The sequence below is a fragment of the Arthrobacter sp. CAN_A212 genome (genome assembly GCF_015752345.1).
GTDB lineage: Bacteria > Actinomycetota > Actinomycetes > Actinomycetales > Micrococcaceae > Arthrobacter_D.
In genome coordinates this window covers 209,476-223,974 of the sequence record NZ_JADOUT010000002.1, presented here as the reverse complement: position 1 = coordinate 223,974, position 14,499 = coordinate 209,476, and the positions used below count along the sequence as shown (strand labels likewise).

Here is a 14,499-nt window from a genome sequence, read left to right as displayed (position 1 = left end):
ACTTGGCCAGTTGGTTAGTTACTGATGTAACTAACCATACAACCCGAGGGAGGAGGCGGCAATGCTTTGCGGACCGGAGGTTCGGACGCGTGGGGTAAGGCTAGCGGGCGAGCAGCGAGCCTCGCGCCGCCTCGAAACCCGTCACCGAGATAGCCCATCCGGGCCGGTTAAATGACTCGGCGGGTAGCCGGACGTGGTGAATGGTGGCGGCTTCGCCGGGACGTACCTCTGTCCTGCTGACGCCGTTGTGGCCGTAGCCGAGGTTTCTGGAAACCGTCAGGGACGCCGCGTTCCAGGAGGCAGCGTCGGAGACGGCCCATTGGGCGCCCAGATGATCGAAGGCGAACTGCAGGACGGCCGACCGCATCTCGGTGCCCAGACCCTTCCCCTGCTCGGCCTGTGTAAGCCACGAACCGGTATGCACCGTGCGTTCGATGCTTAGGTTGCGTGCCGAGAGATCCTGCACGCCGATCACCCGTCCCCCGAGGCACACCGCCAGGTTGATGGTCCAATTCTCCGGCCCGACCGTGCAGCGCTGCCGCCACTGGTGCTGCACCGTTCCCTTGATGAGCTCGTCGCGGGGCGCGTCGGTCCAGGGCACGCTGAAGGTCATCACCGCCGGATCGTGGATCCCGGCCAGGACCGCGTCGACCAGGCCGGGTAGCTGCTCGTCGCGAACAGGGTTCAGCGTGAGCCGGGGCGTGGAGAGCTGCAGGCCGAAAAGCGGCCAGACGTCCTCAAGGCGTTTCATGGGTTGCACGGTTGCGGCGAATCTTCATGATCCGGCTGATGACGAAGTAGCCGACCAGCAGGATGACCGACACGATGACGATCCTCTGGAAAACATCCGCGTAGGCTTCGACCACATGCCAGTTCTCCCCTAAATAGAAGCCGGCCATGACGAAAATACAGTTCCAGATGAGGCTTCCCGCGGTGGTCAGCCCGAGGAATTTCCAGACCGGCATTCGTTCGATGCCCGCGGGAATGGAAACCAGGCTTCTGAAGAGGGGAATCATCCGGCCAAAGAACACCGCCTTGTACCCGTGGCGGCTGAACCAGGCCTCGACCCGGTCAACGTCCTGCAGGTCCACCAGCGGCACCCGGGAAACAATGGCCCGCATCCGGTTGCGTCCCAGCCAGGCGCCCAGCAGGTACAGGGCGAGGGCGCCGATGACTGATCCAGCGGTCGTCCAGAAAATCGCTTCGAACAGGGTGAAGCTGCCACGGCTCGCGGTGAAGCCGGCCAGCGGCAGGATGACCTCGCTGGGCAAAGGTGGAAACAAATTTTCCAGGGCAATCGCCAGCCCCGCGCCTGGCGCGCCAATGGTTTCCATCATGGAGACGGCCCAGTCAGAAATGGAATCCAGCCACGATCCCCCGCCGGAGGGTGCGCCGAGTGTTGCGTGGATGGAAGCCGCGGGGAGCGACGTCGGATGCAGGAGAGTAGTCATATCCCGATCAAGTGTGCCCTACGATTCTGGCGATAACCTCTACCGCGCTACCTCAGGGCATCGACAAGGTGCGGCACCAGAGCGGCGAAGGCCTGGGCCCGATGGCTGATCGCGTTCTTCTCCGCGGGAGTCAGCTCAGCGCAACTCACCTGCATGCCGCTTGGCTGCAGGATCGGGTCATAGCCAAACCCTCCGGTACCGCGCGGCGCCGTCAGGAGCGAACCTTCCAGCGCACCCCGGGTGACGTGGGCGGTGCCATCGGGCAGCGCCACCGCTGCCGCGCAGACAAAGGACGCGCCACGGTGCTCAGCGGGAATATCGGCGAGCTGGGCAAGCAGCAGGTGCAGGTTGGCTTCGTCGTCGCCGTGGCGCCCGGACCAGCGTGCCGAGAAGATTCCCGGCGCCCCACCCAACACATCGACCGCGAGACCGGAATCGTCGGCGACGGCGACAAGCCCGGTCACGGCGGCCACCTCCCGTGCCTTCAACAGCGAGTTCGCTTCGAAAGTGGTGCCGCTCTCGACGACGTCGGGCGCGCCCGCTGCCTGCGCGTCTATTACCTGGGTATCCACGTCGAGGCCGGGGACCTTACCGCGCAGCAGCTCCCTCAGCTCGCGGAGCTTGCCCGCATTGCGGGTCGCCAGGACCAGTCGGGCTCCCTCCGGGTACGGAGCCACCTCGGGGGTGTCAGGCACCTGCGCCCTCAGCAAGGATGTCGAGCTGGATCTGGGTCAGCTGGGAGGTGCCAAGCAGCGCCAGATCCAGGAGCGCGTCCAACTCGTCCCGGTCGAAGGGTGCACCCTCAGCGGTGCCCTGCACCTCGACGAACTTGCCGCTCCCGGTCACCACCACGTTCATGTCTGTTTCGGCGCGGACGTCCTCGACGTAGGGCAAATCCAGCATGGGGACGCCATCGATGATTCCGACGCTGACAGCTGCGACCGTGTCGATGAGGGGACGGGCAGAGGCCGCAATGAGCTTGTTTTCCTTGGCATAGCGGATCGCCTCGGCCAGCGCCACGTAGGCGCCAGTGATTGCAGCGGTCCGGGTGCCGCCGTCGGCCTGGAGTACGTCGCAGTCCAGCACAATGGTCGTCTCGCCCAGCGCCTTGGTATCGATAATCGAACGCAGGGACCGCCCGATCAGGCGGGAAATCTCGTGGGTCCGGCCGCCGATCTTGCCCTTGACGGACTCACGGTCCGACCTGGTGTTGGTGGCCCGCGGCAGCATGGCGTACTCCGCAGTCACCCAGCCCTTGCCTTCACCTTTGAGCCAGCGGGGCACGCCCTGCGTCAGCGAGGCGGTACAGAGGACGCGGGTGTTACCGAACTCGATGAGGGCCGAGCCCTCGGCCTGGGTGGACCACCCGCGGGTGATGGTGATTGGCCTGAGCTGGTCTGCGGTCCGACCGTCGGCCCGGAGCGGGGCAGCGGTAGTGGAGGAAGTGTTTGCGGGATTCATGGGGTCAAGTCTACGGGGCATGGCCGCGGGGGTTGAGGGCGAGCTACGCTCAGATCTCGTAGGACACGCCCGCCACAGCCACTGCGAGGTCGCCCCGGTAACTGGTCCGGGCTTCCTCGACGGTCCGGTTGGCGTCATTCCAGACCGGGATGTGGGTCAGCAGCAACCGGTCCGACGACGCTGCTGCCGCCACCTGCCCGGCGCGTCTGCCAGTGAGGTGCACACCCTCGATCGCATCGTCGCGGCCCTCATGAAACGCGGCTTCACACAGGAAGACGTTGGATCCGGCGGCAGCCTCGATCAGGTTGTCGCAGGCGTCGGTGTCACCCGAGTACGTCAGCACCCGGGGCGGATCCCCCGGATCCTCCCCCGCCACCTCGACGCGCAGGGCGTAGGCCTCCTCAACCGGGTGCAGGACCGGGTACGGGGTGATGGTGAACGGGCCCAGGGTGACGGAGCCGCGTGGGCTCCACTTGTGGAAGTCGAAGTCCTCGTGCATGCCCGGATCCAGTTCCAGGCCATAGGCGGTCGCCATCCTGTCGGCGGTGCCCTCGGGTCCCCACACCGGGATGCGCGGCCGGTTCCAGCCGTTGGGGTCCCAGTGCACCGCGACGTGAAGGCCGCAGAGGTCCATACAGTGGTCGGGGTGGAGGTGGCTGAGGAAGACGGCGTCGATGTCCCGGAGGTCCATGTAGCGCTGCAGCGCGCCGAGGGCGCCGTTGCCCAGGTCCAGGAGGATTCGCCACGTCCTGGTGCCGTCGCCGTCGGGAACGGTGGCGGTGACCAGGTAGCACGACGCCGGTGACTGGGGTCCGGGGAAGGAGCCGCTGCAACCCACAATGGTCAACTTCATGGGCGGGAGTTCCCGATGGCATCGGCGCGGGCGGTGGCGATCATCTCCGGGGTGATCCGCGCCATGCTCCCCGTCGGGTACTGCGCCGCCACGTGGTCCACGTGTTCGACGCTGAGCACCTCGGGGCCGAGGAAGCGACGGGCCAGTTCACCGAAACGCTGGGCGTCGCCGGTAGCCACGAAATGGTGCTTCGGTGCCGATTCCCCCACCCGTTCCAGGTCATGGGAGATTAGGGCCCGGTACACATCTTTGGCGGTCTCTTCGGCGCTGGAGACCAGCGTGACCGCGTCCCCCATGACGTAGGAGATTGCCCCGGTCAGCAGCGGATAATGCGTGCATCCCAGCACCAGGGTGTCGACCCCGGCACGCTTGAGCGGTTGCAGGTACTGCTGGGCGGTGGAGAGAAGCTCGGGGCCGGAGGTGATCCCCGCCTCGACGAACTTGACGAAATCGGGGCAGGCGGCCGACGTGATGGACAGGTGCGGCGCGGCAGCAAACGTGTCCTCGTAGGCACGGGAACCCACCGTCGCGGACGTCCCGATGACACCGATCTTTCCGCTGCGGGTGGACGCAACGGCACGCCGGACGGCTGGCTGGATCACTTCGATCACCGGGATGCCGTACCGGGCGGTGTAGCGTTCGCGGGCGTCACGGAGCACCGCGGCAGAGGCGGAGTTGCACGCGATGACCAGGAGTTTCACTCCGGAATCGACCAGTTCATCCATGACGCCGAGCGCGTGGGCACGCACCTTGGCGATCGGGAGCGGCCCATAGGGGCCGTGAGCGGTGTCGCCGACGTACAGGATCGACTCCTGCGGCAGCTGGTCAATGATGGCGCGGGCGACGGTCAGCCCGCCGACGCCCGAATCGAAGATACCGATCGGGGCCTCGGTTCGTTTCAGCGATGAAATCTCACCCGGGACGTTGGTCATAATCTACCGACCATAAGACCTGCGACAGGCATTAGACGAACCAGCCGCCAGTGTAATTAGTCACAGCGATGGAGCGCGGGGGCAGGAAATTCACTTGTCCTTGAGCCCAAACAGGGCCTGGATCAGTGACTCCTGGAGCCAGCTCGTGAAGTTGTAGACGAGTGCCAGATAGGTCTCGACGTCGTCAGCGTCGGCGACGTCGTCAATCTCGTGGAGGCGCGCGGCGTCCTCGTCGGATTCGATCTTCAGCCGGTCCGCGAGGACCAGCCGCACGTCGTTGAGGGCACGCGCCATGAGCCGCGCCTGGTCGGCGCTCAGGGTCATCGGGCTGGATTCGAGCAGCACGGCGCTGCCGCGCAGGGTGCCGATCTTGTCTTCCCGCAGGGACCGCTCGGTCAGGCGGCGGAACTCCAGCGCCTCGTCGTCGTCGTCGCGGACCGCATCAGGCAGCAGCCGCCGGACGGCACTGTCGGAGGGGGCGACGGCGACACTGTCCACCCCCACCATCGCCGCCAGGGGGTCGGCGTCGGCGGGTTCGGCGGGCTCGAGCAGTTCGATGATGTCCTCGAACAGTTTGCGCAGCAACTGCCGCTCCCCCGGGTCCAGGGTGCCGATGATTCCGCGGCGGGTTGCCTTGAATGCCTTGGCCAAAAATTCTCCTTATCGCGCAGTCACCATCGAAAATAGTGATCGCTCGGGCTAGCTGGGACAGATCCTAGGGTGCATCCGACTTCTGGAACGTCGCCCACAGCCCGTAGGAGTGCATGGCGAGCGTGTCGCGTTCAGCTTCCTCACGACTTCCACCGGCCACCACCGATCTGCCCGCCTCATGGACTTCCATCATGAGCTTGTGCGCCTTGGCCTCGCTGTAGCCGAAATAGGTCTGGAACACGTAGCTGACGTAGCTCATCAGGTTCACGGGGTCGTTCCAGACGATCACCACCCAGGGGATGTCGCTGGCCGTCAGCTGCTCGGTGTCCGTTTCCTCGAGGCGTTCGGTGTCCGGAGCGGTGCCAACTGTCATAGAACCATTGTAGGACCGGGCACCGACGATAGGAGTCCGGGTCCTCGGCACTGCTGAGGGGCTAGAGTTTTGCATGTGAGCCCCACCGACGCCGCCCCGGTCATGAGCACCCGGGCCAGTACCGCCCTCTATACGGACCACTATGAGCTGACCATGCTGCAGGCCGCCCTGCACTCCGGAGCAGCCCACCGGAAGTCAGTTTTCGAGGCCTTCCCCAGGAGACTCCCGGAAGGACGCCGCTACGGGGTGGTCGCCGGGACCGGACGGCTCCTTGACAGCCTCGAGAACTTCCGCTTCGGCGCCGAGGAGCTCGACCATCTGTCCTCCGCCGGAGTGGTGGACAGCCTGACGCTGGACTGGCTGGCCGATTTCCGCTTCAGCGGAAACATCTGGGGCTACGCCGAGGGCGAAGCCTACTTCCCGCACTCCCCCATCCTGATAGTCGAGGGCACCTTCGCCGAAGCCTGCATCCTGGAAACCCTGGTGCTCTCGATCCTCAACCACGACAGTGCGATCGCCTCGGCTGCGTCCCGGATGACAGGCGCCGCGGGCCAACGGCCCTGCATCGAGATGGGATCGCGCCGCACCCAGGAAGAGTCGGCGGTCGCGGCCGCACGGGCAGCGGTGATCGGCGGCTTTGCCAGCACCTCCAACCTGGAGGCGGGCCGGCGGTATGGCGTGCAGACGGTTGGCACGGCTGCCCACTCCTTCACCCTGCTTCACGACTCCGAGCGGGACGCCTTCACAGCGCAGGTCGCCGCGCTCGGCGCCGGCACCTCGCTGCTCGTCGATACCTACGACGTCGAACAGGGTGTCCGGACGGCGGTCGAGGTGGCCGGCCCCGCGCTGGGAGCGGTCAGGCTCGATTCCGGCGACCTCGTGGCCCAGGCCCGCTGGGTCCGCCAGCTCCTGGACGACCTTGGCAACCACACCACACGCATCGTGGTCACCTCCGACCTCGACGAGTTCGCGATCGCGTCGCTCGCCTCCGCGCCCGTGGATTCCTACGGCGTCGGCACCTCCCTCGTCACCGGGTCGGGAGCCCCCACCGCGGGTCTCGTCTACAAACTGGTAAGCCGGACCGACGACGACGGCGAGTTCGTCTCGGTCGCAAAGTCCGCACTGAACAAGGCTTCGCGGGGCGGGCGCAAGTACGCGCTCCGTCGACTCGACGACACGGGCGCTGCCACGGCCGAGGTAGTGGGCATTGGCCGGTCCCCGCACGACGACGGCAACGACCGTCCCCTGCTGCAGCAGTTCGTCAGCAATGGCGACATCCTGCCCGGCTGGACCGGCGTTGACGGAGTACGGCGGGCCGTGGCCCACCACAGCGCGTCAATGAGCGAATTGCCTGGCTCGGTCATGCGCCTGCAACGCGGAGAACCTGCCATTCCCACCGAATTTGAGGAGGAGCCATGACCCGGGCCCTGATCATTGTCGACGTCCAGAATGACTTCTGTGAGGGAGGTTCCCTTGCGGTCGACGGAGGCGCCGACGTCGCCGCACGACTGAGCGATTTCATCGACGCGGAAGGGAGCGAGTTCGACCACATCGTCGCCACCCAGGACTGGCACATCGATCCCGGCGCGCACTTCTCGGACACCCCCGACTACCGTCACTCCTGGCCGGTGCACTGCGTGGCCGACACCCGGGGGTCCCAGTTCCATCCGGAGCTGGACACCGAGAATATTCAGGCGGTGTTCCGCAAGGGCCAGTTTGAGGCTGCGTATTCGGGCTTCGAAGGCGTCCTCGCGCCGGAAGACGAAGTGCCGACCGGAGAGCAGAAGCTCGGCGCCCTTGACGACCTGACGCCTGACGAACCCATCACACTCGACGACTGGCTCCGCGAGCGCGAGGTCGACGAGGTTGCGGTGGTTGGCCTTGCCACTGATTTCTGTGTCCGGGCAACGGCACTGGACGCCGTTGCGGCCGGTTACACCACCGCGGTACTGCTCAGCTATACCCGCGGAGTCCACCCCGACGGCGTCGAGACCGCCCTCGAGGAGCTCGAGGACGCCGGCGTCGAGTTAGTGGACTAGGCCCGCTCACCAGTACATGGCGGCCGTCTGACCCGACTGCCCCGCCCAGTACAACCGGACCCTGAGCACATACCTCCGGCCCTGGATCAGTTTCGCGCTGAACAGGGCGTTGCGGTCCTCACCACTGTCGTCGTCTCCGGCGAGGAACCGGGGCTCACCGTCGATCTCCTCGAACAACACGAGCACCGTATCTGCCGTGCCAAAGGTCCCCAGCTGGTAGGACCGGGACGACGGCGGGTCGATCACGAAGTCGGCCTGCGCCCCGGCGACAAGTGACAACGCCACGGACTCGAATGGCTTGAGCGTGGGAGTGGACCCGTTGAGACCGGGATAGGTTCGCCGTACCCACTCCTGGTCCGCTGCCGAGAGCCCACCCGGGGGTGTCAGCCCGTCCTTGAACTCCGCTGGCTCAGTGATCAGCCCGGCAGGGAACCAGTACTCCATCACCGAATCCGGATCCCAGTTGGACCCTTCGACCTCGTGCGTATTGATCTTCCGGAGGACGTTGTGGAAGGTCTGGTCCCGGGTCCAGCCGTTGGGCGCGCCGGTGAAGTACTGATAGACCTTCTGTTCGTCCCAGACAATCCCCGCGAAGGGGTTCTGGTGTTCGTGCGGCAGGCCGAGGGTATGCCCGATCTCGTGCAGGGCCGTCGTCCTGCCGTAATCAGTGGTGAGGTCCCAGCCGAAGTTCATGGTGGGCTCGGTGGCCCCGATGCCCAGAACATCCTTTCCCAGGTAGGACCAGGACCCGTCGCCCTGGTCGAAGGCGATCCGGATTTCGGCCTCGCCAGGATCCGCAACCTCTGCGAAATCCAGTCCGATCCCGAGCGCTTTCCACTCCACGAAGGCACTCCGGACGGCCTCCTGCTGGGCCGCGGGGCCACCCAGGAAGTGATAGTGCAGCACCGTGCCGTTGACCCATTTGGTTCTCAGCAACACGATGAGCCTCATCCGCGGGTCCGAAATTCCAGCGGGTAGGGCGATCGGGATGCGGGGCTTGGGATTGCAGTGCGGTCGCGGTTGATTCTCTGACATGTCTGGCTCCTTGGGCGCCGGTGGTCGACTGGGTTCTCGGCCGGACGATCGTCACGCCAGCCGAAGCAGCACACTCGATCACACCATCCCGGGCGTTACTCGCGTGTTATTCATTTGTTCCATAAGCACCAAATACGGTGCGAAAAAATAACACTCGGATAACGCAGTCTTTGTACAGTTTAATTTCTCACGCAATACCCAATAACTGACCTTCAACAATTGATTGAGGATGAACACCATGACACGGATTACCACCGAGGTGGACCAGGTACTCGAGCAACTCGTCGCCGAACGGCGGGAAGAGGTGGTCGACCTGCAGAAAACTGAAGCGAACCGGCTGGAGCAGCTGGAGAAAAGCGGCGGTGCCCGGCTGAGCCAGTTGCAGAAGGAACTGCCTGACGAGCTTTCCAAGGCCCTCGTCGCACAGGACAAGACCCATCAGGACCTCGCAGCCGACACGGTCAAGGACACCGAGTCCATCGTCCAGAAAATGTCCGGCTATGAGGTAGCCCCCGAAGTCTCGGCCGCCGCCCATCCCGGGCTGGTGCGGGGCAGCCTCGCCGCTGAGGCGAGCGCCGTCGGCTGGGTCTATCCCTACTATGGAACGCTGCACGGTTCAAACGGGGCAGTGTACTGGCAGGGGTACAACCCGGGAACCATTGACGCCTCGACGTTTGCCAGCGGCGCGGGATCCGGTCTGTTCGGCACGGGTGCGGGATCGTTCACCGTGTATATGGACTGGTGGTTCACCTATTTGGCACCGCTAAACCGCAACTACTCGCACACCGTCTATGTTCCCTTCAACGGGTTCCATATTGTGAGGGCTGACGACGGGTTCTGGGATTCCAAGGAAGCGAAGGTCAAAATCGACCTGACGACAATTGGCTACCAATACAATTACAAGGCATCGGCAACGACAAATGTGCTGAGCATTTCGGACGACAACATCAATATCAATGATCGTTTTGATGGCTGGCGGACCATGTACTACGCGCAGCTGCTCGGTGCGGACCAGGCCTACCTGCGGGTGACCGCGTCGCTGTACGTCTATGCCAGGGGTGGCGGCTCCCACGCGCAGCTGAACTTCAGCGATGGGTCAGCCAACTACCTGGGCGTGCCGATAGTCTCGGTCGACTAGCACTTTCGGTGCCTCGGGCACCGGGAACGTCGGCCCCTATTTGCGGCCGATAAACCAGTCCTGCAGCTTCTTCAACCGACGCTGCAACTGATCCTCGTTGGCCTGGGCCACTGCGGGGCCACCGCAGGCCTTCCGCAACTCGGTGTGCACCACGCCGTGCGGCATGCCGGAGCGCGCCGACCACGCCGAAACGTTCTTCGCGAGCTCGCCACGCAGCTCGGTCAGCATCCGGTGATCCACGACCAGCGGCTCCGGCGCTGGCGCAACGGCTCCGCCCTTGCGTCCTCGCCGGGTCTGCTGCTCCTGCTGACGTTGCCGCAGCAGCACTCCCACCTGGTCGGCGTCGAGCAGTCCGGGGATGCCCAGGAAGTCCTGTTCATCCTCACTCCCCATCTCCCCGCCGGTACCGAACTCGCCGCCGTCGAAAAGCACCCGGTCAAAGGACGCCTGTGACTCGAGGGCCTCGAACTTCTGCTTGGTCAGCTCGTCGGAGGCCTTCTCGGAACGGTTCGCCTCCTCCATCAGCGCTTCCTCGGGGGCAAACCCGTCCTCGTCGGTCTTTGGCCGGTCCAGGGCGTGGTCCCGCTCCAGTTCCAGCTGGTTGGCGAGGATCATCAGGTTGGGAACCGAGGGCAGGAAGACCGATGCGGTCTCCCCCCGGCGTCGCGCACGCACAAAGCGGCCGACCGCCTGGGCGAAGAACAGGGGCGTCGCCGTGGACGTCGCGTAGACGCCGACGGCGAGCCGTGGCACGTCCACGCCTTCGGACACCATGCGGACGGCCACCATCCAGCGTTGCTCGCCGGCCGAGTATTCCTCGATCTTCTCGGAGGCCTTCGCGTCATCCGAGAGAATCACAATCGGGGACTCACCGGTGATTCGCTTCAGGAGACCAGCGTAGGCGCGGGCGTCGTCGTGATCGGTGGCGATGACCATTCCGCCGGCGTCGGCCACTGTGCGCCGCACCTCGGAAAGTCGTTTGTCGGCAGCGGCGAGGACCGCCGGGATCCACTCGCCGGTCGGGTTCAGCGCGGTCCGCCAGGCATGCGCGGTGATGTCCTTGGTGACGGCTGCCTCACCGAGTGAGGCTGCCATCTCCTCACCGGCGCTGGTGCGCCAGCGCATCTGCCCCGAGTAGGCCATGAAGATGACCGGACGCACCACATGGTCCCGGAGCGCTTCTCCATACCCGTAGGTGTAGTCGGACTTCGAACGCCGGATGCCGTCGTCGTCCGCTGCGTACTCCACAAACGGGATGGCGGCGGTGTCTGAACGGAACGGGGTACCGGTCAGCGCCAGCCGCCGGGTCGCGGGCTCAAATGCTTCCCGGATACCGTCGCCCCAGGACAGGGCGTCGCCGCCGTGGTGAATTTCGTCCAGAATAACCAGGGTCCGTGCGGCCTCGGTCTTCGCGCGATGCAGCATCGGTTTGCTGGCCACCTGCGCGTAAGTCACAGCCACACCGATAAAACCCTGGCCGTGGCGTCCGTCGGCATTCCGGAAGTTGGGGTCGATGGCCAGACCGATCCGCGCGGCAGCGTCAGCCCACTGACGCTTCAGGTGGTCGGTCGGGGCGACGATGGTGATCCGGTTGATGGTGCCGCGCTCCACCAGCTCGGTGGCCACCCGCAGTGCGAAGGTGGTTTTACCTGCACCCGGGGTAGCAACGGCGAGAAAGTCCTGGGGACCAGTACTGAAGTACTTGGCGAGCGCCTGTTCCTGCCACTGGCGCAGCTTGGGGGCGGTGCCCCACGCTGCCCGTTCCGGGTAGGCCGGCGGCAGCGACGCACCTGCGGCAGGGGCAACGCCAAAGAGCATGTTATTACTCACGCTTAAGAAGAAACCTTTCCATGCCTACGGGTGCCTGGGTGCAAGTGCGCTGGGATCATCAGAGGACCCCAGTGCCCCCCTCAAACCGGCAACTATACCGGCAACCGCGAAGAGGCACAGAGCCAGCCAAATCGCAACAAACACGCCCACCTGTCCCGGGTTGGACGGGTCACGCAGCAGGGCGAAAAGCCCGCCAGCGATAGTGGTTCCGACCACCCCGCCCAGCTGGTCGCTGAGCTGTAGCGACGACGAGTTCTTTCCCCGCTCCTGGGCCGGTGAGAGCTTCAGCACCAGCACCGAGGTGCTGGACAGGGTCATTCCCATGGCAAAGCCAGCCAGCGTCCAGACCAGCACCAGAACCCAGAACGGCACTACCGGGTCCGAGGCAAGGGCCAGCAGGCCAATGCTCATCGACAGCACCGACGCCCCGATCACCAACAACCATTGCCTGCGGAACGTGACCCGCGCCTGCACAAAAGCCCCAGCGCTCCAGCCCAGGGCACCTGCGCTGAGGCTCAGCCCGGCGGTCGCCTCATCCATTCCCCGGGAGGTGACCAGCATCAGCGGCAGGAAGGCCTCCGCGCCGAAGAACGCGGCTGTCACCAGGCCGCGGGTGGCGATAATACTGGGCAGTCCGGGAGCCAGGCGTACTGTCCCTTTCGGCAGGAGGCGGGGGAAGGTCACCGCCGCAACGATCACGCCGGCGATGGCGAGCGTCACCAGCAGCACCGACCCGGCGTCACCGGCCACGCCCTGGGCTGCGAGCCGGTTCACCGCAATCTGGGCTGCCAGGACTCCCCCGGCAAGACCCAGCCCGGTGAGGGCACGCCGTCGTCCGTCGTGCCGGTTCCCTGCGCCGGGCTCTGGTGGCGCCAGTGCGGCGGTTCTCGGCCAGACCAGGGCGAAGGCCGCGAGGACGATCGGTGCCACCCCGAGGAAGACCAGGCGCCAGGAGACTTCTCCCGCCAGATAGCCAGCTACCGCTGGACCGATCAGCGAGGGCAGCACCCAGGCCGCGGATAACCAGCCGAAGATCACCGGTTGGCGGTGCTGGGGGTATGCTCCCCCGATGATCACATAAACGGCTACCACCATGAAGCCACCGCCCAGTCCCGAGACGGCCCGACCAGCCGTGACCATCCAGAACTCACCCGCGGCACCCGAGACCAGCAGCCCTGCGATCATGACGAACATGCCGACGGCGAGTGCCGGACGCGCACCCGCCCGGTCACACCAGGTACCGGCGATCACCGTGCCCAGCAGCGACGCCGTGAGGTACATCGAAAAGGCCAGACCGTACCCGGAGACCCCGTCCAGGTCAGCGACCACCGCAGGCATCGCCGTCGTCACCGCCATCGCCTCGAAGGCGGCACAGGTGATGATGGCGATGATCCCGATGGTCAGCGGGCGCAGGTTCGCCGTTTCGCCTACGACTTCGGGCCCCGTGGTGGGCCGGGCGGAGTGATCAGTCATGAATCCTTAGTCAACCGACGACGACGGAGGGGCACGCAGGAATACCGACCACCACTATCCCCGGACAAACCCGTATCCGGGGACGTTTCCTCTGAGGGGTGGTGCTATTTGTCCTTGTCGTCCTTGCCAGGGCGCATGCCGTTGTAGATGTCTTTGCACTCCGGGCATACCGGGAACTTCTGCGGGTCGCGGCCCGGCGTCCACACCTTGCCGCACAAAGCGATCACTGGCTCGCCTGACAGGGCGGACTCCATGATCTTCTCTTTGCGGACGTAGTGGGCGAGGCGTTCGCGATCCCCTGGTTCCAGCTCTTCCCGAAGCTCCTCGCGCTCCAGCGTGGCGGTGGAGCCTGAGCGCTGGGGATCAGTGCGTGGGTCGTTGCCGGGATCATTGTCAAAAGGGTCTGCAGGCGTACTCATGCGTCCATCCTATCCTTGCTTCGTGACCATACTGCCGGGCGGATAGCAACCTAGATTCCCTGCCAGGAGGGTTTGTTGGCGTAAGTGTGGCGATAATAATCTGCCAGTTTCAAGCCCGAGGCCGCCGCATCATCGATGAGGATGGTGGCGTGTGGGTGCATCTGCAGAATGGATGCCGCGCACACCGCCGCCACCGGGCCCTCGACGAAATCGTGAACTGCCCGCGCCTTTTGGGCGCCCGTTGCAATCAGCACCACGTGCCGGGCGTCCATGATGGTCCCGAGGCCCTGGGTCACCACGTGATGTGGCACCTCGTCGACGCTGCCGAAGAACCTGGCATTGTCCTTGCGGGTCTGCATGATGAGCGACTTGATCCGGGTGCGTGAGACCAGTGAGCTACCCGGTTCATTGAAGCCAATGTGGCCGTCGGTCCCCACCCCCAACAGCTGCAGGTCAACGCCGCCCGCCAGCCGGATGGCCTCCTCATAGGCCGCGCAGGCTGCGGGAATATCCGTTGCGGCGCCGTCGGGACCGTGCACGTTTTCCGGGCGGATATCGATCCGGTCGGTGAACTCCCTACGGATCACCTCCCGGTAGGACTCGGGGTGCCCGGCGGGAAGTCCCACATACTCATCCAGCGCGAAGCCGTGGGCGGCCGCGAAGCTCAGACCGTCCCGCTGGTGCCGGGTCGCCAGTTCGTCATAGACGCCGAGCGGCGACGAACCGGTCGCCAGACCCAGCACAGCGTCGGGTTTGCGCCGCACCAGCGCCTCGATCGCATCCGCTGCGAGCGTGGCGATGGCTGACGGATCGGGCAGGATAACAACTTCCATCCACTGTCCTT

The 14,499-nt window shown here is 65.3% G+C and carries 16 protein-coding genes; 3 read left to right on the top strand and 13 right to left on the bottom strand.

What is annotated here, in order from left to right:
- Nucleotides 1–100: 100 nt before the first annotated feature.
- The 8 genes from IWX64_RS03655 to clpS form a co-directional block, all read right to left on the bottom strand.
- Nucleotides 101–751 (bottom strand): GNAT family N-acetyltransferase, encoded by a 651-nt coding sequence (locus IWX64_RS03655; RefSeq protein WP_196865799.1) that lies wholly within the window; start codon nucleotides 749–751, stop codon nucleotides 101–103.
- On the bottom strand, nucleotides 738–1,451 hold the full coding sequence (locus IWX64_RS03650; protein WP_196865798.1) for a DedA family protein: 714 nt from the start codon (nucleotides 1,449–1,451) through the stop codon (nucleotides 738–740). Before IWX64_RS03650 ends, IWX64_RS03655 begins: the two co-directional genes overlap by 14 nt.
- Nucleotides 1,452–1,498: 47 nt before the next feature.
- The gene (rdgB, locus tag IWX64_RS03645) at nucleotides 1,499–2,146 is read right to left on the bottom strand and encodes an RdgB/HAM1 family non-canonical purine NTP pyrophosphatase (RefSeq protein ID WP_334683136.1); all 648 of its coding nucleotides are present in this window, start codon (nucleotides 2,144–2,146) and stop codon (nucleotides 1,499–1,501) included.
- A complete protein-coding gene (gene rph / locus IWX64_RS03640; RefSeq protein ID WP_196865797.1) occupies nucleotides 2,139–2,912 on the bottom strand; it encodes a ribonuclease PH in 774 nt (257 codons plus the stop codon). Before rph ends, rdgB begins: the two co-directional genes overlap by 8 nt.
- 49 nt (nucleotides 2,913–2,961) lie before the next feature.
- Nucleotides 2,962–3,765 (bottom strand): MBL fold metallo-hydrolase, encoded by an 804-nt coding sequence (locus tag IWX64_RS03635; protein WP_196865796.1) that lies wholly within the window; start codon nucleotides 3,763–3,765, stop codon nucleotides 2,962–2,964.
- Nucleotides 3,762–4,697, bottom strand: a complete 936-nt coding sequence (gene murI / locus IWX64_RS03630; RefSeq protein ID WP_196865795.1) for a glutamate racemase — start codon at nucleotides 4,695–4,697, stop codon at nucleotides 3,762–3,764. Before murI ends, IWX64_RS03635 begins: the two co-directional genes overlap by 4 nt.
- 90 nt (nucleotides 4,698–4,787) lie before the next feature.
- On the bottom strand, nucleotides 4,788–5,348 hold the full coding sequence (locus tag IWX64_RS03625; RefSeq protein ID WP_196865794.1) for a DUF2017 domain-containing protein: 561 nt from the start codon (nucleotides 5,346–5,348) through the stop codon (nucleotides 4,788–4,790).
- 64 nt (nucleotides 5,349–5,412) lie between these two features.
- Nucleotides 5,413–5,721, bottom strand: a complete 309-nt coding sequence (clpS, locus tag IWX64_RS03620) for an ATP-dependent Clp protease adapter ClpS (RefSeq protein WP_196865793.1) — start codon at nucleotides 5,719–5,721, stop codon at nucleotides 5,413–5,415.
- Nucleotides 5,722–5,823: 102 nt separating this feature from the next.
- Between clpS and IWX64_RS03615 the strand changes: the two genes are divergently transcribed.
- On the top strand, nucleotides 5,824–7,140 hold the full coding sequence (locus tag IWX64_RS03615) for a nicotinate phosphoribosyltransferase (protein ID WP_196865922.1): 1,317 nt from the start codon (nucleotides 5,824–5,826) through the stop codon (nucleotides 7,138–7,140).
- Complete coding sequence (locus tag IWX64_RS03610; RefSeq protein WP_196865792.1) at nucleotides 7,137–7,760, top strand: nicotinamidase; 624 nt, start codon at nucleotides 7,137–7,139, stop codon at nucleotides 7,758–7,760. Before IWX64_RS03615 ends, IWX64_RS03610 begins: the two co-directional genes overlap by 4 nt.
- Before the next feature lie 6 nt (nucleotides 7,761–7,766).
- Here the strand turns inward: IWX64_RS03610 and IWX64_RS03605 are convergent, their stop codons facing one another.
- A complete protein-coding gene (locus IWX64_RS03605; protein ID WP_196865791.1) occupies nucleotides 7,767–8,795 on the bottom strand; it encodes a matrixin family metalloprotease in 1,029 nt (342 codons plus the stop codon).
- A gap of 238 nt (nucleotides 8,796–9,033) precedes the next feature.
- Here IWX64_RS03605 and IWX64_RS03600 point away from each other — a divergent pair, with 238 nt between their 5' ends.
- Complete coding sequence (locus IWX64_RS03600) at nucleotides 9,034–9,933, top strand: hypothetical protein (protein ID WP_196865790.1); 900 nt, start codon at nucleotides 9,034–9,036, stop codon at nucleotides 9,931–9,933.
- Nucleotides 9,934–9,969: 36 nt separating this feature from the next.
- Here the strand turns inward: IWX64_RS03600 and IWX64_RS03595 are convergent, their stop codons facing one another.
- The 4 genes from IWX64_RS03595 to nagB form a co-directional block, all read right to left on the bottom strand.
- Entirely contained in the window at nucleotides 9,970–11,751 is a 1,782-nt protein-coding gene (locus IWX64_RS03595; protein WP_196865921.1) for a DEAD/DEAH box helicase, read from the bottom strand.
- Nucleotides 11,752–11,787: 36 nt separating this feature from the next.
- The gene (locus tag IWX64_RS03590; RefSeq protein ID WP_196865789.1) at nucleotides 11,788–13,236 is read right to left on the bottom strand and encodes an MFS transporter; all 1,449 of its coding nucleotides are present in this window, start codon (nucleotides 13,234–13,236) and stop codon (nucleotides 11,788–11,790) included.
- 104 nt (nucleotides 13,237–13,340) lie between these two features.
- Nucleotides 13,341–13,655 (bottom strand): DUF3039 domain-containing protein, encoded by a 315-nt coding sequence (locus tag IWX64_RS03585; RefSeq protein ID WP_171584226.1) that lies wholly within the window; start codon nucleotides 13,653–13,655, stop codon nucleotides 13,341–13,343.
- A gap of 50 nt (nucleotides 13,656–13,705) precedes the next feature.
- A complete protein-coding gene (gene nagB, locus IWX64_RS03580) occupies nucleotides 13,706–14,488 on the bottom strand; it encodes a glucosamine-6-phosphate deaminase (RefSeq protein ID WP_196865788.1) in 783 nt (260 codons plus the stop codon).
- Nucleotides 14,489–14,499: the final 11 nt, after the last annotated feature.